The 18,960-nt window shown below is 46.6% G+C and carries 18 protein-coding genes, 2 tRNA genes and 1 other RNA gene; 5 read left to right on the top strand and 16 right to left on the bottom strand.

Going from position 1 to position 18,960, the window contains the following annotated elements; translation table 11 throughout:
• Positions 1-210 precede the first annotated feature (210 nt).
• From B0180_RS05950 to nfsA, 5 genes are all read right to left on the bottom strand, one after another.
• A tRNA-Met gene (locus B0180_RS05950) sits at positions 211-287 on the bottom strand.
• Positions 288-428: 141 nt separating this feature from the next.
• Positions 429-767: RNase P RNA component class A (gene rnpB, locus B0180_RS05945), an RNA gene on the bottom strand.
• A gap of 22 nt (positions 768-789) precedes the next feature.
• A complete protein-coding gene (locus B0180_RS05940) occupies positions 790-1,038 on the bottom strand; it encodes a YfhL family 4Fe-4S dicluster ferredoxin (protein ID WP_078256089.1) in 249 nt (82 codons plus the stop codon).
• Positions 1,039-1,046: 8 nt separating this feature from the next.
• Positions 1,047-1,541, bottom strand: a complete 495-nt coding sequence (gene coaD, locus B0180_RS05935; RefSeq protein WP_078256088.1) for a pantetheine-phosphate adenylyltransferase — start codon at positions 1,539-1,541, stop codon at positions 1,047-1,049.
• A gap of 147 nt (positions 1,542-1,688) precedes the next feature.
• A complete protein-coding gene (gene nfsA / locus B0180_RS05930) occupies positions 1,689-2,471 on the bottom strand; it encodes an oxygen-insensitive NADPH nitroreductase (RefSeq protein ID WP_078256087.1) in 783 nt (260 codons plus the stop codon).
• Positions 2,472-2,682: 211 nt separating this feature from the next.
• On the opposite strand from nfsA, the gene smpB reads away from it, so the two are divergent.
• Positions 2,683-3,147, top strand: a complete 465-nt coding sequence (smpB, locus tag B0180_RS05925) for an SsrA-binding protein SmpB (RefSeq protein WP_049235842.1) — start codon at positions 2,683-2,685, stop codon at positions 3,145-3,147.
• A 66-nt stretch (positions 3,148-3,213) separates the two neighbouring features.
• On the opposite strand, the gene rarD is transcribed toward smpB, so the two are convergent.
• The gene (gene rarD, locus B0180_RS05920; protein ID WP_143821283.1) at positions 3,214-4,122 is read right to left on the bottom strand and encodes an EamA family transporter RarD; all 909 of its coding nucleotides are present in this window, start codon (positions 4,120-4,122) and stop codon (positions 3,214-3,216) included.
• A 208-nt stretch (positions 4,123-4,330) separates the two neighbouring features.
• Between rarD and B0180_RS05915 the strand changes: the two genes are divergently transcribed.
• Both B0180_RS05915 and B0180_RS05910 read left to right on the top strand, forming a co-directional pair.
• Positions 4,331-4,798 carry an Lrp/AsnC family transcriptional regulator gene (locus B0180_RS05915; protein ID WP_233424940.1) on the top strand — a complete coding sequence of 156 codons (468 nt, stop codon included), beginning with the start codon at positions 4,331-4,333 and terminating at the stop codon, positions 4,796-4,798.
• A 1-nt stretch (position 4,799) separates the two neighbouring features.
• Positions 4,800-5,402 carry a hypothetical protein gene (locus B0180_RS05910; RefSeq protein ID WP_233424939.1) on the top strand — a complete coding sequence of 201 codons (603 nt, stop codon included), beginning with the start codon at positions 4,800-4,802 and terminating at the stop codon, positions 5,400-5,402.
• Between the two features lie 35 nt (positions 5,403-5,437).
• On the opposite strand, the gene B0180_RS05905 is transcribed toward B0180_RS05910, so the two are convergent.
• Both B0180_RS05905 and ligA read right to left on the bottom strand, forming a co-directional pair.
• Positions 5,438-6,328: a DMT family transporter gene (locus tag B0180_RS05905; protein ID WP_078256084.1), complete on the bottom strand. Its 891-nt coding sequence runs from the start codon at positions 6,326-6,328 to the stop codon at positions 5,438-5,440.
• Positions 6,329-6,333: 5 nt separating this feature from the next.
• The gene (gene ligA / locus B0180_RS05900; RefSeq protein ID WP_078256083.1) at positions 6,334-8,409 is read right to left on the bottom strand and encodes an NAD-dependent DNA ligase LigA; all 2,076 of its coding nucleotides are present in this window, start codon (positions 8,407-8,409) and stop codon (positions 6,334-6,336) included.
• A gap of 265 nt (positions 8,410-8,674) precedes the next feature.
• Between ligA and B0180_RS05895 the strand changes: the two genes are divergently transcribed.
• Both B0180_RS05895 and upp read left to right on the top strand, forming a co-directional pair.
• Positions 8,675-9,697 carry a PTS sugar transporter subunit IIC gene (locus tag B0180_RS05895; protein ID WP_078256082.1) on the top strand — a complete coding sequence of 341 codons (1,023 nt, stop codon included), beginning with the start codon at positions 8,675-8,677 and terminating at the stop codon, positions 9,695-9,697.
• A 179-nt stretch (positions 9,698-9,876) separates the two neighbouring features.
• Positions 9,877-10,524: a uracil phosphoribosyltransferase gene (upp, locus tag B0180_RS05890; RefSeq protein ID WP_049235837.1), complete on the top strand. Its 648-nt coding sequence runs from the start codon at positions 9,877-9,879 to the stop codon at positions 10,522-10,524.
• A 117-nt stretch (positions 10,525-10,641) separates the two neighbouring features.
• On the opposite strand, the gene B0180_RS05885 is transcribed toward upp, so the two are convergent.
• The 8 genes from B0180_RS05885 to pstC all read right to left on the bottom strand — a co-directional run bounded on the left by B0180_RS05885 (position 10,642) and on the right by pstC (position 18,888).
• Positions 10,642-11,634 carry an LLM class flavin-dependent oxidoreductase gene (locus tag B0180_RS05885; RefSeq protein ID WP_078256099.1) on the bottom strand — a complete coding sequence of 331 codons (993 nt, stop codon included), beginning with the start codon at positions 11,632-11,634 and terminating at the stop codon, positions 10,642-10,644.
• A gap of 740 nt (positions 11,635-12,374) precedes the next feature.
• Positions 12,375-12,450: transfer RNA gene (locus tag B0180_RS05880), tRNA-Gly, on the bottom strand.
• Positions 12,451-12,599: 149 nt separating this feature from the next.
• Positions 12,600-14,090, bottom strand: coding sequence for a Ppx/GppA phosphatase family protein (locus B0180_RS05875; protein ID WP_078256081.1), 1,491 nt, complete (start codon positions 14,088-14,090; stop codon positions 12,600-12,602).
• A 3-nt stretch (positions 14,091-14,093) separates the two neighbouring features.
• Entirely contained in the window at positions 14,094-15,149 is a 1,056-nt protein-coding gene (gene phoR, locus B0180_RS05870) for a phosphate regulon sensor histidine kinase PhoR (RefSeq protein ID WP_078256080.1), read from the bottom strand.
• 2 nt (positions 15,150-15,151) lie between these two features.
• Complete coding sequence (phoB, locus tag B0180_RS05865; protein WP_049237725.1) at positions 15,152-15,841, bottom strand: phosphate regulon transcriptional regulator PhoB; 690 nt, start codon at positions 15,839-15,841, stop codon at positions 15,152-15,154.
• Positions 15,842-16,134: 293 nt separating this feature from the next.
• Positions 16,135-16,941, bottom strand: a complete 807-nt coding sequence (gene pstB, locus B0180_RS05860; RefSeq protein ID WP_049237765.1) for a phosphate ABC transporter ATP-binding protein PstB — start codon at positions 16,939-16,941, stop codon at positions 16,135-16,137.
• 101 nt (positions 16,942-17,042) lie between these two features.
• Positions 17,043-17,915, bottom strand: coding sequence for a phosphate ABC transporter permease PstA (gene pstA, locus B0180_RS05855; protein ID WP_078256078.1), 873 nt, complete (start codon positions 17,913-17,915; stop codon positions 17,043-17,045).
• 10 nt (positions 17,916-17,925) lie between these two features.
• Positions 17,926-18,888, bottom strand: a complete 963-nt coding sequence (gene pstC / locus B0180_RS05850; protein WP_049237728.1) for a phosphate ABC transporter permease subunit PstC — start codon at positions 18,886-18,888, stop codon at positions 17,926-17,928.
• Between the last annotated feature and the right edge of the window lie 72 nt (positions 18,889-18,960).

Raw genomic sequence — 18,960 nt, 5'->3', positions numbered from 1 at the left:
GTTTGGATTTTAAATAGTGTGTTAATCATCGTCTGATTAACTTGAGCCGACTATTATAACATGGGATGTTTTGAAGTCAAGCTTTTTATTTGGTTTTTTACGAATTAGTTAGATTTCGTAAATTTTTGCTACTCATTCATCAGAGTAGAAGTCATATTATAATGAATTAAAATCTTCTGTCAAGCATTAATTTTAAATTTTTATAATATGTGGTGGCGATGAAGAGACTTGAACTCTTGACCTCACGATTATGAGTCGTGCGCTCTAACCAGCTGAGCTACATCGCCGTTACAGGACGCAAATTATAGCATAAAGTTTTGGCTTGTCAACGGTAAAATTAAAAAATTTTGAAAAATTTTGAAAAATTTTAATATTGATGAGCAGCAGTAGCGCAGTTCGTTTGGACTATATAAATAAAGCCATAAATGTCAAAAGGCAGACCGATAAGCCGGGTTCTGTCGTGGACAATCATTCATCTAGGCGTATCGTCGCCAATACGCTCAAGCAACCTACCCGAACTCTGAGCGGGCAACCCATTGAGTTCCTATTTGGTCTTGCTACATGTGGAGTTTACCTTGCCATGAACTGTTGCCAGTCATGCGGTGGGCTCTTACCCCACCGTTTCACCCTTACCTATATCATAGGCGGTCTATTCTCTGTTGCACTGGTCGTAGGCTTTCGCCTCCTAGCCGTTAGCTAGCACATCGCCCTATGTAGCCCGGACTTTCCTCCCGCACTGTCGTGCCGGCGATTGCCTAGTCTGCCAAGTTATAATTATAACATAGTTTATCAACCAGCGGTAAGTTTTTGATATTTTGCCATCAGCTCGTCTTCGGTCTCTGGAAATTTTGGATCTTTGGGAATGCAGTCCACAGGACAAATATCCACGCACTGAGGTGTATCATAATGCCCGACACATTCAGTGCATAAGGCTGGATTGATCACATAAATGTCCTCGCCTGCATAGATGGCTTCATTAGGGCAAACTGGCTCGCAGACATCGCAGTTAATGCACTCTTCGGTAATTTTTAATGCCATAACAGCGCCTATGATTGATGAAACTTTTTGTCAAATGCTGCCAACACCGATTCAGGGACAAATTTACTGACATCGCCGCCAAGCTTAGCGACTTCACGCACTAAGGTCGATGATACGAATGAATACTCTTGAGACGGCGTCAAAAACACTGCTTCAAAATTATCATCCAAACTGCGATTCATATTAGCAAGTCCAAATTCATATTCAAAATCACTCACCGCACGCAGCCCACGCAGTACCGCACTTACCCCCTGCTCTTTGGCGAATTCAACCAATAATCCCTCAAAACCCACCACTGACACTTTAGGATTATCCGCAAAATAGTGTTTCACCAGTGCCACACGCTCATCAAAATCAAAGAGCGGTTTTTTGTGATGCGCAAATGCCACAGCAATGATCACTTCGTCAAATAACTTAAGCGCACGATTCACCAAGTCAATGTGACCGTTGGTCATCGGATCAAATGTGCCAGGATAAAGAACTTTTCTAGGGGTAGTTGTCATGGCGATACGCCTTTTGATTACAAAACAAAATGCCTATGGTAACAAATTTTTATTGACTTTTAAATATGAAAATATAAAGGCAGGACTTGCCTGCCTTTATTGAATAGCCATCAATGAATTATGAGTTTAAATGCTCAATTTGATCAATTAACGCTTCGCAAAGCCTTGGTCTTGTAGGTATTCAAGCATGAATGGGCGCACTTCACCGCCAAAAGTCGAGGCAATTTGGGCACTCCAGTCGAGATCCAATCCGCGTCCTTGATAATATTCACGCACCACGTCATTATATTCTGCCAGCGCGCGCTCATCTGGCACTTGATAAGTATCTGTAGACACCAGTACATCCAGTGGCAAGCGCGGACGCTGCGATTGATTGATCTTAGAAGACATATCTGGGTGACCCAAGCAAAGCCCAAACAAAGGCACCACATGTTTTGGCAAGTCCAAAATCTCGCCTGCACGGCGAATGTCATTGCGTAGGCTGCCGATATAGACGCCACCAAGCCCTAAGCTTTCTGCAGCCGCCAGCACATTTTGTGCCATCAAGGCGGCATCAATCGCCCCAATGACCATCACTTCTGTCCAGTCAGTCTGCACATCAGCAAGCTGATTATGACGATGACTGTCCATACAAAACACCAAATACTCAGCACACTCTTCTACATAAGCATGACCCAGACGCTTACCATCAGCAAGCGCCTGCTCATATTCTTCTTGGCTCATATTACAAGAAATTTGTCTTAGCTGAGTGCGCTTAGACTTATCCACCACGCGGATGATGCTTGCTGCCTGAAGAAAACTTGACGTCGATACCGCACGTCCTGCCTCAAGTATCGCGGTGAACATCTCCTCAGAAATCGGCTCGCCTGTGTACTTCCGAATCGAGCGGTGATTCATTAAGGTTTCTAAAGTGGGTTGACTGTTTAGCATCATTGTTTCCTTTTAAAGCTTAGAGTGTGAATACCTACTTCATATTAACAAATTTTTTGGGGATGACGCAACCGCTACGCCACCAAAGCGCTCCGCCATTTTAAATCCACCCAGCAAGATGACACTTGTATGAATAACTTGGCGAATTTTGCTATAATAAAGGTCAAATACGACTTATTTTGAGTAATTTTAAGAATAATAAGGACACATCATGGCAAAAAAACCAAGCAATCAGATCTGCGCTAATAAAAAGGCGCGGCATGAATATTTTATTGAAGAAACTTATGAAGCAGGCTTAGTGCTTGAAGGCTGGGAAGTCAAATCCATTCGCGCAGGCAAAATGTCAATCACCGAAAGCTATGTAATCTTTAAAAATGGTGAAGCGTTTTTATTTGGTGCGCACATTCAGCCACTTTTGACCAGCTCAACACACGTCAATCCTGATAACATTCGCACACGCAAGCTTTTGTTAAATCGCCGTGAGATTGACAAGCTCTATGGCATGGTGAATCAAAAAGGCTATGCGGTGGTGGCGCTGTCTTGTTATTGGAAAAATGGGCGCGTCAAATGCGAAATCGCCCTTGCCAAAGGCAAAAAGCTGCACGACAAGCGCGCAACACTCAAAGAGCGTGATTTTGCGCGTGATAAACAGCGTGGCTTTAAAAATCAACTATAAAAATCAAAAAAAATCAAAAAAAACGATGCTAATTTGGCATCGTTTTTAGTGGCTGCATCATACAGACTAACTGCGCTGCTCATCTTTTTGGCGATTCGCAAACAGCCCTTGGATAATCAAACACACCACCGCCGCCCAAATCAGTCCATAACTTGCCAACATACCCAAGCTAAACACGCCGCCCAAAATCGTAATCGACAGTATGAATAATAAAACCGGCTCAAGATAGCTTAGCATCCCAAATAAGCTGACAGGCAAAAGGCGGCTGGCTTCGATATTAGTCGCCATCGCAAGTACGCTGATCGCCCCAAGCCCCAATGCCTTGACCAGCAGCGTGCCGCTGCTTGTGACCATCGCCGCATCGCTCATCAAGATGCCCACTAAACAAATCGGCGCAATGATCGATAAATCAACAAATAAACCCGTCAAGGCACGCACCCCAAGCAATCGCCGCATCACATAATAAATCGGATACGTGCCACACACCCAAAGCGTCGCCCAGCTGATGCCGCTGGTGCGCCAAATCTCTACGCTCACACCAGCCGCCGCCAGCGCCACGGCAAGTGTCTGCAGCTTGGTCAGTCTTTCACGAAACACCAAAAACCCTGCCACGACCATCGTCAGCGGAAATAAAAAATACCCCATCGACACCTGAATACTCTGTCCATTCACCGGTGCCCACATAAACAGCCACAGCTGACTTGCCAAGATGGGCGTGGGTAGCAGCAAATACACCCAAGATTTGGCGCTATGGATCGCCTGCAAATCAGACTTAACCTGAGCCATCTTGCCTGTCATCACCAAAAATGCCGCCATGCACAGCCACATCATCACCATGCGCCAAAAAAATACCTGCGTCCCCGTCAAAGGCGCCATCCATTTGCCATAGGCGTACAGCACACCAAAAAGCACATTGGACAATGCCGCAAGGATCACCCCAATCATCAGCTGATTGCCAGTCAACAGATGGCTCATTTGAAAAATCCTGCCTGTGTATCTCAAGACCGCTGTCATCATAAAGACCGTCGCATCCTAATTATTGATGGTAAATTGATTAAAATAATAGGCGTATTGTAAGAAAAAAGGATGATACAATGTTCTGATAATTGCTGATATTTTAAGTATATTTTTCAAAATTCTATGGATTGTGATAAAATTTCTCATATTTTTGGAATTTATAATAATGCATAAACTTGATCATATTGACAAAAAAATTTTAAACATACTGCAAGACGATGCCACCTTACCCCTAAAAACGATCGCTGAAAAACTGCAAATCTCCACCGCCACAGCGCAGCGGCGCATCAGTCAATTAAGCGATGCCAAAGTGATCGAACGCACCGTCGCCATCGTCAATCCCGCCAAAGTCCAAAGACCGCTGATCGTGCTTGTACTGATCAAAATGACCCATTCAAACACGCCAATGCAGCATCGATTTGAAAGACTGATGGCAACACATCCGCAAGTGCTCAGCTGCTATGAAATTTCAGGGGATTATGACTTTGTGCTGACGGTTGCAAATAAAGACATGCAAGATTATCATCGCTTTACGCGCCAAAATCTATCGGGTGATAATAATGTCGCTAATTTTAATAGCCAATTTGTGATGAATTCGGTAAAATCTAGTACAAAAATTTATTTGGATGATTGATATGCCTGTGTTTAAGTTTATCATACCGCTTTTGGCGGTTGCACTGATCGGCTGCCATGACCGCAGCACTGAAGATAATTTAAAACTCATCCATGATGACGCTAAGGCTGCCAAAACCACCGATGGTCATGAAAATTTAGACAATCCCCATGATTTTCAAGCGCTACTAGATGAGCTTGGGACAGATCATGAGCCTTTGGCGTCGTCAATTCAGCCCATCATCACCGAAGATGGCAAAACAAAAATTGACTGGTCGCACATTGATACCAAAACCGCCAAAGTGGATAAAACTGCCTTTGATTATCCATTTTTGATCGACAGTGAGCCTGTCGTTAATTATGCCAATGCGTTTAATATCAGTGCTGAACAAGCGCAATATTCTATGCTGCTATCCATGGCAAGCCCAGAAGCGCTTGGTAAAATCGTCGATCAGCTTGGCAATCAGTATATCGCTCATCGCTTTCGTGATGGCAGCGATCCTGCGCTGATCATTCAAGTGACGCCTGATGTCGTCAATGAACAGCATAGCTATATTATCTCTGATAAATTTGCTGAAGGCTTGGAGCTGCCCATTGAGATTGTATCGACTCAAAACGCTCAATAAATCAGCGAATCAAAAAGGGTTTGAGTTTTACCAAATCAGTGCTTGGCTTTGGCTTTGACCGAGCCCAAATAAATGGCAGCCATGGTGAGTGCCGCGCCTAGCCACTGTATGACGGTGATGGATTTATTTAACCAAAAATAATCCAGCACCAGTGCCGCCACAGGTTCAGATAATAATAACAGTCCCGTCACCGCCAAGCTCAGACGCGGAATACTAAACGCAATCGCACCAAAAGCTAAGCACTGCATGACTGTGCCATAGACCAAGATCCAGCCAAGCTCATGGGATGTCTTGGGCAGAATCTGACCTTGATCCAGCCAAAGCATCAAAGGCAGCACCGCCATCGCACCCCCTGCACCCACCAAAGCCATCAAGCTAAACAGTGGCGTCGGCGCATGATAATGCACTTGACGAACCCAAGTCAAAGAAATCGCAAGGCAGGCGCCAGAGACGATCCCTGTCACAAAGCCTAAGCCTGCCTGCCCATTATGCCCAAACTCAGGACTGGCAATCAGCGCCACACCCATCACCGCAAGGACGAGGCTAACAAGCTGCATCCGATTTTGACGCTCACCAAAAAAGCAAAAGCCAATAAACGCCAAAAAGAAAATTTGCAAGCTGTTTAGCAGGGTAGAAATACCAGGACCCACCGCATGGATGCTTTCATGCCATAGCGCCAAATCAAGACCAAGCGCGGCGCCTGCAAGCAGTGCATATACCAAGGCAGGTTTTGATCGGGGGAACTTTTGGCGAAACAAGAGCGCGAGCAGCACAAATACGATAGACGACACTGCCAATCGCCAAAATGCCATGGCATAAGCGCCGACATCGACATGCACCACAATCAAGCTGCCCATGCCAAATAAGATGCACCCAATCAAAAGCCCAAGCATGGGCAGGGTTTGTGGATTATTTATCCGACTCATCGCTGCTATGCCTGATCGTATGAAGTCAGTAGTGCTAAAAATTCATCTTCTAAAACGACTGCGACGCCAAGCTTTTGAGCTTTTTCAAGTTTGCTGCCGGCTTTTTCGCCAGCAAGTAGCCGTGTGGTCTTCGCCGACACGCTGCCAGCAACTTTAGCACCCAAAGCAATGAGCTTATCTTTGGCTTCATCGCGCCCCATACTTGCCAAAGTGCCAGTCACCACCCAAGTCTCGCCAGCCAATGGCAGCGACGATGCGTCCGGCGTATCCATCGCCTGCCAATGAACACCCGCCTCAATCAGCGCCTGCACCACTTCGATATTATGCGGCGCCCGAAAAAAATCATAAATTGATTGGGCGGTTACTTCACCGATATCAGGGACGGCTTGCAGCGCTTCTAAATCCGCATCAATGATTGGCTGCAAATCGCCAAACTGCTGCGCCAATGACAGCGCTGTACTTTCACCAACACCGCGGATCCCCAAGGCAAAAATAAAACGTGGCAAGGTCGTTTGTTTGGATGTTTCAATGGCGGACAGCATTTTGGTGACTGATTTATCACCCAAGCCTTCTAGAGTCATCAAATGCTCAGCCTGCTCATGGAGCTTATAAATATCTGCCACCGTCCGAACCAGCCCCATTTCAAAAAACTTAATCAGCCACTGACCGCCCAAGCCATCAATATCCATCGCACGGCGAGCAACAAAATGAATCAGCGCCTCTTGCTGCTGGGCGGCGCAGTACAGTCCGCCAGTACATCTTGCCAGCGCCTCACCGTCTGGCAAGGCGACAGGCGATTGGCAAACCGGGCAAGTGCTTGGCAAAGTGATCAAACCAGCATCGCCAGGACGCAGCTCAGTGATGACCCCGGACACCTTAGGTATGACATCACCTGCTCGGTGGACATTGACCATATCGCCGATCATCACCCCAAGACGCTCAATCTCACCAAAATTATGCAGCGTGACATTACTGACCGTAACGCCGCCCACATTCACCGGCTCAAGCTTACCAACAGGTGTCAAAGTCCCTGTCCGCCCCACTTGCCACTCAACGCCCATCAGCCTGGTAGGCACAGTTTCGGCAGGGAATTTATATGCAGTCGCCCAGCGCGGTTCACGGCTTAAAAATCCCAATCGCGCCTGCAAACCCAAATCATTCACCTTAATGACCAAGCCATCAATTTCAAAAGGTAACTGGCTGCGCGTTTTGATAATATGGGCATAAAATGCTTGAATCTCATCAAGACTTTTGGCGACCTCAAAAGGCGCAGTCTCAAACCCAAGCTGACCAAGCCACTGCATCGCGCCTGACTGCGTGGTGATGCCATCCGGCAATCCATCATTCACCGAATATCCAAAAAACGCTAACGGACGCGCGGCGGCGATGACAGCGTTTAACTGCCTGAGCGAGCCTGCGGCGGCATTGCGCGGATTGGCAAAGGTTTTTTCGCCGCGTGCGGTGCTTTCCCGATTTAATTTTTCAAAACCTGCTTTTGGCATCAGCACCTCACCGCGGATCTCAAGCCGCTTGATTTGCTCACATCCTGCCAAAGTCAGTGGCAAATTGCGGATTGTTCTGACATTATGCGTGATGTCCTCGCCCACCTGCCCGTCGCCGCGCGTGACCGCTTGGATGAATTGACCGTATTGATACTTTAGCGATACCGCCAATCCATCAAGCTTTAGCTCCATTTCATATTCATCAATGAGTACGCCCAATCGCTCATTGGCACGGCGCAAAAATCCTGACAGATCATCAGCATTGAACACATTGCCCAGTGATAGCATCGGCACCTCATGCGCCACTTGGGTAAAAAACGGTAGCGGCTCGCCACCAACTGTATTAATCGGGCTGTCAGGCTGTCTCAGATCGGGATGCTGCTCCTCAAGTGTCATCAGCTCGCGGCGCAGACCATCATATTCGCCATCAGAAATCGTCGGCGCATCCATCACATAATACGCATGATTATGGCGCTTTAGCACCTCGATCAAGGCGCGCATCTGAGCGATGATTTGATCATCAGCTTTGGCAGAACTGCCTTTGGATGCGCCATCAAAAAAAGAAGTTTGGGTATTCATAATTCTACTTTGGTTGGTATGCATTGGGCTTAAGTGCCCTATTTTAGCAGAAATTTTTATATGTTTTTGAGTATTTCGGTGGTGATCAGCGGTTATAAATTATTGAAAATTCAATCCAAGATCAATGAATCGCCGCACCGTTTTCGATCAAAATTAATCACTTTTGAATAAATTTTGAATTATAATAATGGCTTTGATTGGCTCATCATTTCAGCGCCACAAAGCGATCTTTGGGCGTCAATTTTTATCAACTTAAGATCATCTTATGACCGACTTTTCTTTCAAAGCACATCTTGAGCGCCAAAATATTACCATCTCTTGGCAGCGCTATGGCATCGACGCCCTGAACTTTATGGCGCTTGGTTTGTTTTCGTCGCTGATTTTGGGATTGATTATCAAAAATTTGGGCACTTGGCTTGGGCTGCCTTGGCTGGTCGAGATCGGCACGCAAGCACAAAGCCTAATGGGCGCAGCCATTGGCGCTGGTGTGGCTTATGCGCTCAAGGCGCCGCCGCTGGTGCTGTTCACCTCGATCACCACAGGCTTTGCAGGTGCGGCGATGGGTGGTCCTGTTGGGGCATTCGTGGCAGCACTGATTGGGGCAGAGTTTGGAAAATTTGTCCATCGCATGACGCCTTTGGATATCATCGTCACGCCTGCCACGACGCTCATCGTCGGCATGGCAGTGGCAGGATTTATCAGCCCTGCCATCGATCGGCTGATGGTGAGCCTTGGGCAATTTATCATGTGGGCGGTAGAGTTATCACCGATTGTGATGAGCATTGTGGTGGCGGTTGCGATGGGTCTGATTTTGACTTTACCCATCTCAAGTGCGGCGATCGCCATCAGCCTTGGGCTTGGCGGTTTGGCAGCAGGGGCTGCAACGGTCGGCTGCGCAGCGCAGATGATCGGCTTTGCGGTGATGAGCTATCGTGATAATGGCATCGGTGGTGCGCTGGCATGTGGGCTTGGCACCAGTATGATTCAGGTCCCTAACATCCTAAAAAATCCCAAAATCTGGCTACCGCCCACCCTATCAGGCGCCGTGCTTGCCCCCTTTGCGACGGCGGTGTTTGGCATGACCAATATCCCTTCAGGGGCAGGCATGGGCACATCAGGCTTTGTCGGTCAGATTGGCACGCTTGATGCCATGGGTATCAGTCCCATGACTTGGATGCTTATCATCAGCTTTCATGTCATTTTGCCTGCGATTTTGACTTGGATATTTGCCAAGCTATGCTACAAAAAAGGCTGGATTAAAACAGGCGATCTGTTACTTAATAAATAGCCAAAGTGCGCTATCGCCAAAGATTTCGGCAAGTGGATTAAGGGTTTTGTGGGTAGCTTTTACTCAAATTGGCAAGTCAAAAGCCAGTGCAATTCTGCCAAAAAATTGGTATCATTATCAGCATCGCCACACATTCAAATCATTAGATCGTGGCAAATCTTCTTAATTAAGGCACTATTATGACCGCTCCTTTAAATATCCATGTCATTGACCATCCCCTTGTCCGCCACAAGCTGTCACTCATGCGCGAAAAAGAAACCAGCACTTATAAGTTTCGCACGCTGACCAATGAGCTTGGGCGACTGATGGCGTACGAAGCCAGTCGAGATTTTGAGATCGAAAGTTTTAGCATGCAAGGCTGGTGCGGTGAAATCACTGGCGAGCAAATCAAAGGTAAAACAGTCACTGTGGTACCCATCTTACGCGCAGGCTTGGGGATGCTTGATGGCGTCCTTGATCTATTACCTACCGCCAAAATCTCTATGGTTGGACTTCAGCGCGATGAGACGACGCTAGAACCTGTGCCGTTTTTTGAAAAATTTGTCAATGACATTGACCGTCGCCCTGCCTTGATCTTAGATCCGATGCTGGCAACAGGTGGTAGCATGGTCGCCACCATTGATATGCTCAAAAAACATGGCTGCACCAACATCAAAGCATTGGTGCTGGTCGCAGCACCTGAAGGCGTACGCTTGGTCAATGAAGCACACCCCGATGTCAAAATCTATACCGCCGCCTTAGACAGCCATCTCAATGAAGACGGCTACATCATCCCAGGTCTTGGCGATGCTGGCGATAAGATTTTTGGCACCAAGCAGGCTGGCTAAGTCGTTCAAAAAAATCAGCGCTTTCATTTAAGGTGAAGGCGCTTATTTTTTTGGCTACTTGTTTTGCTGATGTTTCATCTCTTTTAATTTACGATATTATAAAATGATTTCAGATCATTACTTAAAATTTTTGACCACATCAGCCAACATCTCATAAGAATCGTGCTGTTTTTGGACATCATAAATATAGCTGACTGCCATCAGCTCATCGGCTTGAACTTGGCTTTGTAATTGCTCAAGCTGATTTGCCACCGTCTTGGGCGAACCAAGCAAGCGACATGACATCATGCTATCAGCCATCTGTACAATGTGCGGCGGAATGTGTGCGTCGATGTCTGTCACAGGCGGCTTCATACCACTGCGCTGACCTGTCACCACATTTAAGAAAAACTGTAAACTGGTACTGGCTAACAACTTCGCTTCGGCATCAGTATCTGCAACAAACGCATTCACCCCCACGATCACCTTAGGCGCATCAAGTACCGCCGATGGCTGAAAATACTCACGATAAATCTGCACCGCCTGCGTCAAAAAGCGTGGTGCAAAGTGCGACGCAAAGGCATATGGCAAGCCCATTTGAGCCGCCAAATACGCGCTTTCGGTACTCGAGCCCAAGATATAAAGCGGTACTTTTAGGCCTTTGGCAGGATAGGCGCGCACTTTGTCATTATCCGTCTCGTCACCAAAATAAAATTGCAGCTCCTTGATATCATTTGGAAAACTCATCGCAAAATCATCATGATTACGGCGGATGGCGCGCGCAGTCGCAGGATCTGTACCCGGCGCGCGCCCAAGCCCCAAATCCACCCGATCAGGATATAAGCTCGCCAATGTCCCATAATACTCTGCCACCACAAAGGGCGAGTGATTGGGCAGCATGACGCCGCCTGAGCCGACGCGAATATGCGCCGTCCTATCTAGCACACGCTGAATGAGCAAACTGGTCGCAGAGCTCGCCAAATACGGCGTATTATGGTGCTCAGCGATCCAAAAACGGCTCAGTCCTAATTTTTCGGCATGCTGAGCCAGTGCTACGGTATTATCCACCGCCTGAACGAAGCTTTCGCCCTGACGAAATGGGGATAAATCTAAAATGGATAAATCAGTCATCATTTTACCTTCTTTTTATGATCGTTCAGCCAAAATCTTGTTTGACAGTTTTGGGCATCTGATCACTATATGGGGGCAAATGATGCATTTACCAGTTTGATATTTCATTGATACAACATATCAATTAGTCTAACAGCACTCACTTGATTTGACCAATTTTAATTAATAGCGATCAATCAGATGCTCTAACGTTGTTTTTAATTTTACGATTCTATCTTCTAAGCCCACGCCCTGATCATCTTGAGTGATCATAAGTTTGTTATCTTTATTATCTTTAGTCAAGATATTTTTCTGAATAAGTTGATCAATGGTGTTTTTAAATGAGTCATTGCCTTCGCAGTTGAATACAAATCCATCATTAGCACAACTGATAAAAATAGAAAGATCATTGTGGTTAAGGTTTCAGAATCACTGTCGTCATAAAAACCTATATTTATCAGGTGCATAGTGGCAGGTTAATCAGATAACCTATCGCAGATTATCATACTTTAGTCTAACAATGATCTCACGACACAAATCAGAAATCAAGACTCAAAAAGTGGCTGAGCGCAATCCAAATCAGCCGTATTCAATAGGTATTTGCTTTGGCATAAGGTGGTTTTTATTTCCACTAATAAAACAAACGGCTAGCATGGCAGGCTAATAATCCCCGAACCAATCTACAAGATATAATAGCTGCCAACCCCTTGATTTTAAACAACAAAAAAGCCCAAATCTTTCGATTTGAGCTTTTTAAAATTTGGAGCGGGAAACGAGATTCGAACTCGCGACCCCAACCTTGGCAAGGTTGTGCTCTACCAACTGAGCTATTCCCGCTGATCAGCATTTGCTGTATGGGTGCGTATTATACACCAAAAATATACGCCGTCAAGCCATTTTTACAAAATTTTTGCAATAATTTGGCAAAATGATGAAATCTGATGGCAACTGACTGATTTACAGTACAATTTTACCGAAATTATCTCTCAGTTGCTTGACACAGTCAAACGCACGCCCCATTTGGCGAACCAATGTGCTTCATCTTGAATATCAATGACACACGCCTGATGTTCGGGGCGATCGATTTTTACGGTCACATGCCAGTGATTATCGTCAATGGCAAGTTTTAGCTGATGCTTAGACATCTCAAAGCGCCCATGATTGGCGACAACCGACAAGCGCAATAAAAGCGCCAAATAAGCCAAGCCCACGCCGCCATTTTTGATGATGCGCTCGCAGTCATCCCCATTGATGGCGCGGCGATGATAACGAACCAGCCAAGACAGCTTTTCTTGATCGGTACGCGAAAACCCTGCCATATCTGCATGTCTGAGCAGATAGCTTGAGTGTTTATGATAGCTGCTATGCCCGATGGCAAGCCCCACTTCGTGCAACAAAGCTGCACGCCTGAGCATCTGCTCACCTTCTAGCGCCAAAGCCAAAGGCTCATGCACCTGATTAAAAAGCGCGCCTGCGGTCTTGGCGACGCGTTTGGCTTGTTTTTTATCGACACCAAATCGATCAATCAGCATCGCCACCGAATCATCACGCACATCATGAAAATCCATGCGTGATAACATGTCATACATCACGCCTTCTCTGAGCGCACCATCACAGTATCTAAGCAGACGAATCCCAAACACACGCATGATCGCAAGCAAGATCGCCACGCCTGCAGGGAAAATGGCTTTTCGGTGCGACTTGACACCCACCATATCGATGGCATCGATATGACCACAAGAAATCAAGGACGATTTTAATTGCTCGACGCCTGCCAAAGTGATCTCATTACCCAGCCCAAACCCTGCGATCGCTTGTTGAATGGTCTTGATGGTGCCTGATGATCCCACTGCCTCATCAAAGCCAGTTTTTTTATAGCGGTTGCCGTGCTTGATGATTTCTTTTTGGGCGGCATAAATCGCCTTTTCAAATGACAGCGCACTGATGCTACCATCTCCAAAAAACTGCTGCGTAAACCCTGCCACACCTACCTGTGTACTTTCGGTGAGTATGGAGATGAGATTTTTACCGATAATCAGCTCTGTTGAGCCGCCACCAATATCAACCACAAATCTTTGCTTATGACTTGGGCAGGTGTGCGACACGCCTAGGTAGATCAGCCGCGCCTCTTCGCGTCCTGAGATGATCTCGATCTGCACAGGCAAAATATCATTAGCACGCGCGATAAACTCTTGGCTGTTGGCAGCGCGCCTTAGTGTATTGGTCGCCACGATACGCAGCCGAGAATTATTCACATCACCCAAACGCCCCGCAAATCGCGCTAAGCACTCAATGCCGCGATCGATGACAGCTGATGATAAGTGATTGTGCTCATCAAGCCCCATTGCCAACTGCACTTTTTCGCTCATCGAAGCGATGCGTCTGAGCTGATCGCCATGGCGCTCGGCGATGGCTAGGTGGATACTGTTTGAGCCGATATCGATAGCGGCTAATTTTTCGGTATCTGATAGGGGCATCTGTTATATCGCTTGTGTTTGTAAGGTCTGTGTAGAGATGGTTTGACTTTTGGGAAAAATAATATGAAAGGTAGAGCCAACGCCCTCTTCTGAGCTGATTTCTAGGCGGGCATTGTGCTTATTTAGCACATGCTTCACGATGGCAAGCCCAAGTCCCGTCCCGCCCGTAGCACGGCTACGCCCACTGTCCACCCGATAAAATCGCTCAGTCAGCCGCCCAAGATGCTCACTACTAATCCCAATGCCATTATCGGTCACCGACAGATGAACATCACCGCCATCTTCTTCATAGATGATATCAATTGCCCCACCCGATGGCGTGTATTTAATGGCATTTAAAACCAAATTAATAATCGCACTGTACAAATAAGCCTCAATCCCCAAAATATTTTTATCGGTATCCAGATGAATATCAATCAAATGCCCCGCTTGGTTACTGGCAGATGCTTGATCAAATACTTGCATCAGCAGGCGCGGCATATTGACTTCAGCCATCGGCTTGGTTTCATCACTTTCAAGACGCGACAGCATGAGCAGATCATTGATTAAGTCATTCATACGGATAGCCTGCTCACGCATAAGTTTGAGCCCACGCGCCCACGCAGGCTTAACATCATCAGTCAGTGTAAAATTCTCAAGATAGCCCAAAATCACTGTCAAAGGCGTACGCAGCTCATGCGACACATTACCCACAAAATCTGTCCGCATCTGCTCAAGCTGCTGCATGCGCGTATGATCTTTGACCATGACAGCGCAGCGATCATCCGTCAGTCGCACCAAGCGCAGGTTTAGGACATTGCCTGTAATCGTCGGGTGATTTTGGCAAAACGAGTGGGGCAAACTTGGGTCTTTATAGATGTCATAAAGCTGCTCAAACGTGCTATTTGCAAACACTGTGCTTGGCAGGGCCTGACCTTGCGTCTCATCAGCGGCAACACCAAGCAAGCGCTTGGCGGCAGGATTGATGTACTCAATCGCCAAGCGGTTCATATCTATGACCACGATACCATCAGGCAAATTCTCTACCAATAAACCAAAATCGGCAGCAGAGTGTTTCATGATTATTTATCCGAGAACCGATAGCCTGTACCGCGCACTGTTTGAATCAGCGTATCTGCCCCATAAGGTGCCAGCAGCTTACGCAGACGACGAATGTGCACATCCACCGTACGCTCATCAATATAAACATTACCGCCCCACACCGCATCTAGAATCTGAGCGCGTGTATAGGCACGCTCTGAGTGCGTCACAAAAAAGCACAGCAGACGATATTCGGTACTACTCATGGTGATCTCAGCATCGCCTGCCATGACTCTTTGGCTGGCTGTGTTGATGGATAAATTACCCGCCTGCATCAGCTCTTTGCCCATGCCGATGCCTGTGCGGCGAAGCACTGCCTTGACTCGGCTAATCAGCTCTCGAGTACTAAAAGGCTTGGTGATATAATCATCCGCACCCGCATCGAGCCCATACACTTTATTATCTTCTTCACCTTTGGCGGTGAGCATGATGATGGGGATGTCAGCGGTGGTTGGGTTTTTCTTGAGTCTGCGCGCAAAATCAATCCCTGATTCTCCATGTGGCATCATCCAATCCAATAAGATCAAATCAGGCTTTTCGTCGACCACAGCCACATAAGCGCCTTGGGTGTCATAGGCTTGAACCACATCAAAATCCGACAAATCCAAAGTCCCCGCAATCAGCTCATTGATGGCAGGCTCATCTTCAACAACCAAGATTTTTGCACTCATTGATGGCGAACTCCCTAAAACGGCTTTTGGGTAGGTTGAATAAGGCTTTTGGGTAAGGGCTGAGTTAAATTGTAACATAAATATTGTCCGATAACAGCCACAAATCATGGCTTAATTCGTTTAACAAACTTTAATTAATTCATAAAAGTAAGAAGACATTGACCAAAATAAAACCCAAGGAGTGCTAAGCACGCCTTGGGCTGTCCGCCAAAGCCCTTTGACTGATCAAAATACGACACCTTTGATCGTCCCACCAAAGCTTGGGCCCAAGACAGAGACTCTTGCTTGATCAATCAGCCGTGACGACCAGCGATATAATCTGCCGTTGCTTGATTTTGCGGATTGTTGAAGATTTGGCTGGTTTCGCCCATCTCAATCATATCACCCAAATACATATAAGCGGTGAAGTCAGAGCAGCGAACCGCTTGCTGCATGTTATGCGTTACGATCGCAATGGTATAGTCTTGTTTTAGATCATGGATCAGCTCTTCGATCGCACCTGTTGAGATAGGGTCTAGGGCTGATGTCGGCTCATCTAGTAGCAACACTTCAGGGCGCGTCGCCACACTGCGCGCGATACATAGACGCTGCTGCTGACCGCCTGATAATGATAGACCTGATTTTTTTAGCTTGTCTTTGACTTCATTCCATAGGGCAGATTTTTGAAGCGCCCATTCAACGCGATCATCAAGCTCAGATTTAGATAAATTTTCATATAACTTCACACCAAACGCCACATTGTCATAAATTGACATGGCAAATGGGGTTGGCTTTTGAAACACCATGCCAACGCGCGCGCGTAGCAAGTTAACATCGACGCGGCTGTCTAAGATATTTTGGTTATCCAAGATAATCTCACCTGTCGCACGCATACCTGAGTATAGGTCATACATACGGTTTAGCGTGCGCAAAAGCGTTGATTTACCACAGCCTGATGGACCGATGAACGCGGTGACCTTTTTATCCAAAATATCTAAATTGATATTTTTAAGCGCCTTGTAATCGCCATAATAAAAGTCAAGATTACGCACTTGTACTTTGGCGGCAGTTTGGCTTAGAGTTTTGTCATCGGTATTGCTATCAGTAAACGCTGTGTTCATGGTTGGGTTCAGACTTTGGTTAAGTGTATTCATGTTGAGTTTTCCTTATATTTGGCAAGTGTTCAAACACTTTGGCTATGTTGGCTAAGATCAATTGACCCTTAATGCGCTTTGGACGATAAAGCACGAGCGATGATGTTTAACAGTAATACCGCAAAAGTGATCAGTAGCGCCGCTGCCCATGCCAAAGCATGCCAGTTGTCATACGGACTCATCGCAAACTGATAGATGGTATTTGGTAAGTTTGCCATCGCTTGAGACATATCTGTGCTAAAGTATTGGTTATTTAGCGCGGTAAATAGTAACGGCGCAGTTTCGCCAGCAATACGAGCAAAAGCAAGCAGCACGCCTGTAATCACACCTGCTTTGGCGGATTTTAGGGTAATGTGGCTGACCAATTTATATTTTGGTGCGCCTAGCGCATAGCCTGCTTCGCGCAGGTTATTGGGCACAAGTAGCAGCATGCTTTCTGTGGTACGCACCACCACAGGAATCACAATCACCGCCAACGCAACAACGCCCGCCCAGCCTGAGAATCCACGACCTTGAACCATCAAAGCAAATACGAACAAACCAATCACAATAGAAGGCGCTGACAGCAAAATGTCATTCATAAAGCGCGTGGCACGACCAAGCCAGCCGCCTTGGTCAAATTCTGCTAAGTACACGCCTGTCAAAATCCCAATCGGCGTACCCACCGCAAGACCAGCAAAAGAAATCATGATCGAACCGACAATGGCGTTACGCAGACCACCTTCGGCCATCGGTGGTGGTGTATCCATACTAAACACAGGCATAGACATCAAGCCTTGGATACCTTGGGCAAATAACGTCACCAAAATCCACGCCAACCAAAACAGACCAAAAGTCATCGCGACAGCGGTCAATCCCATCGCAAAGCGGCTCACTGCACGGCGGCGATGATACTTTGGCATATGGATGCGATTGGCAAAATTTGCTTTTTCATTAATCATGGTATTATCCTTATTTTCCAGCTCGCTTGTCGATCTTCATCAGCATAAGCTTAGAGGCTGATAATACAATGAAACTAATCACAAACAGAATCAAACCTAAGTGTAGCAGCGACGATAAGTGCATCTCGCTTGAGGCTTCAGCAAATTCGTTAGCCAAGGCTGAGGTGATCGATACCCCAGAAGTAAATAGGCTTGTATTGATATTAAAGGTGTTACCAATCAAGAAAGTCACCGCCATGGTCTCACCAAGCGCTCGTCCCAAGCCCAAAATCAGACCGCCGACCACACCCGCTTTGGTATAAGGCAGCACAACTTTAGTAACAACTTCCCAAGTAGTCGCACCCATGCCATACGCCGACTCTTTTAGCAAATCAGGCACCACCAAAAACACATCGCGCATGGTCGCAGCGATGAATGGAATGATCATAATGGCAAGTACCAAACCTGCCGTGAAAAGACCGATACCAATAGGTGCACCAACAAACATCTGACCGATGATCGGCAGCCCTGCCAAATGATTGATTAGCCATGGCTGCACGGTATCACCGAACCAAGGCGCAAAGACAAATAAACCCCACATACCATAGATAATCGATGGAATACCAGCAAGTAGCTCAATGGCGATACCCAATGGCTTTTTTAGGAAGTTTGGGCAAAGTTCTGTCAAAAAAACCGCAATACCAAAACTGACTGGCACGGCAATCACGACCGCGATAATGGAGGTGACGATTGTGCCATAAATTGGTGCCAACGCACCGAACTGACCAGCGACTGGATCCCAGTTACTGCTGGTATAAAAATTCAAACCAAATTCGCGAATACTCGGCATTGCACCAAAGACTAGTGACAGCATGATACCGCCTAAAGTCAAAAGTACAAGCAGCGCAGACAGTTTGGTTGTCCAAACAAAAGCGCCATCAAGTCGCTTTTGGCGACTGAGTCTGGCGGCGAGTGCTGAATTTTGGGTGGTCATTTGGGAATTCCCCTGATTTTGCTAAATTGGCTGTATTTTAAGAAATAATGGGCTTGCCAATTCTGACAAGCC

This window comes from Moraxella canis, from assembly GCF_002014965.1.
GTDB classification, from domain to species: domain Bacteria; phylum Pseudomonadota; class Gammaproteobacteria; order Pseudomonadales; family Moraxellaceae; genus Moraxella; species Moraxella canis.
The sequence above is the reverse complement of the archived record's forward strand: the minus strand, read 5'-3'. Positions and strand labels throughout refer to the sequence as shown.

Coding starts and splice junctions, on each gene's coding strand:
- B0180_RS05940 (WP_078256089.1), bottom strand. CDS start 1,038: ATGGCATTAAAAATTACCGAAGAGTGCATTAACTGCGATGTCTGCGAG.
- coaD (WP_078256088.1), bottom strand. CDS start 1,541: ATGACAACTACCCCTAGAAAAGTTCTTTATCCTGGCACATTTGATCCG.
- nfsA (WP_078256087.1), bottom strand. CDS start 2,471: ATGCTAAACAGTCAACCCACTTTAGAAACCTTAATGAATCACCGCTCG.
- smpB (WP_049235842.1), top strand. CDS start 2,683: ATGGCAAAAAAACCAAGCAATCAGATCTGCGCTAATAAAAAGGCGCGG.
- rarD (WP_143821283.1), bottom strand. CDS start 4,122: ATGAGCCATCTGTTGACTGGCAATCAGCTGATGATTGGGGTGATCCTT.
- B0180_RS05915 (WP_233424940.1), top strand. CDS start 4,331: ATGCATAAACTTGATCATATTGACAAAAAAATTTTAAACATACTGCAA.
- B0180_RS05910 (WP_233424939.1), top strand. CDS start 4,800: ATGCCTGTGTTTAAGTTTATCATACCGCTTTTGGCGGTTGCACTGATC.
- B0180_RS05905 (WP_078256084.1), bottom strand. CDS start 6,328: ATGAGTCGGATAAATAATCCACAAACCCTGCCCATGCTTGGGCTTTTG.
- ligA (WP_078256083.1), bottom strand. CDS start 8,409: ATGAATACCCAAACTTCTTTTTTTGATGGCGCATCCAAAGGCAGTTCT.
- B0180_RS05895 (WP_078256082.1), top strand. CDS start 8,675: ATGACCGACTTTTCTTTCAAAGCACATCTTGAGCGCCAAAATATTACC.
- upp (WP_049235837.1), top strand. CDS start 9,877: ATGACCGCTCCTTTAAATATCCATGTCATTGACCATCCCCTTGTCCGC.
- B0180_RS05885 (WP_078256099.1), bottom strand. CDS start 11,634: ATGACTGATTTATCCATTTTAGATTTATCCCCATTTCGTCAGGGCGAA.
- B0180_RS05875 (WP_078256081.1), bottom strand. CDS start 14,090: ATGCCCCTATCAGATACCGAAAAATTAGCCGCTATCGATATCGGCTCA.
- phoR (WP_078256080.1), bottom strand. CDS start 15,149: ATGAAACACTCTGCTGCCGATTTTGGTTTATTGGTAGAGAATTTGCCT.
- phoB (WP_049237725.1), bottom strand. CDS start 15,841: ATGAGTGCAAAAATCTTGGTTGTTGAAGATGAGCCTGCCATCAATGAG.
- pstB (WP_049237765.1), bottom strand. CDS start 16,941: ATGAACACAGCGTTTACTGATAGCAATACCGATGACAAAACTCTAAGC.
- pstA (WP_078256078.1), bottom strand. CDS start 17,915: ATGATTAATGAAAAAGCAAATTTTGCCAATCGCATCCATATGCCAAAG.
- pstC (WP_049237728.1), bottom strand. CDS start 18,888: ATGACCACCCAAAATTCAGCACTCGCCGCCAGACTCAGTCGCCAAAAG.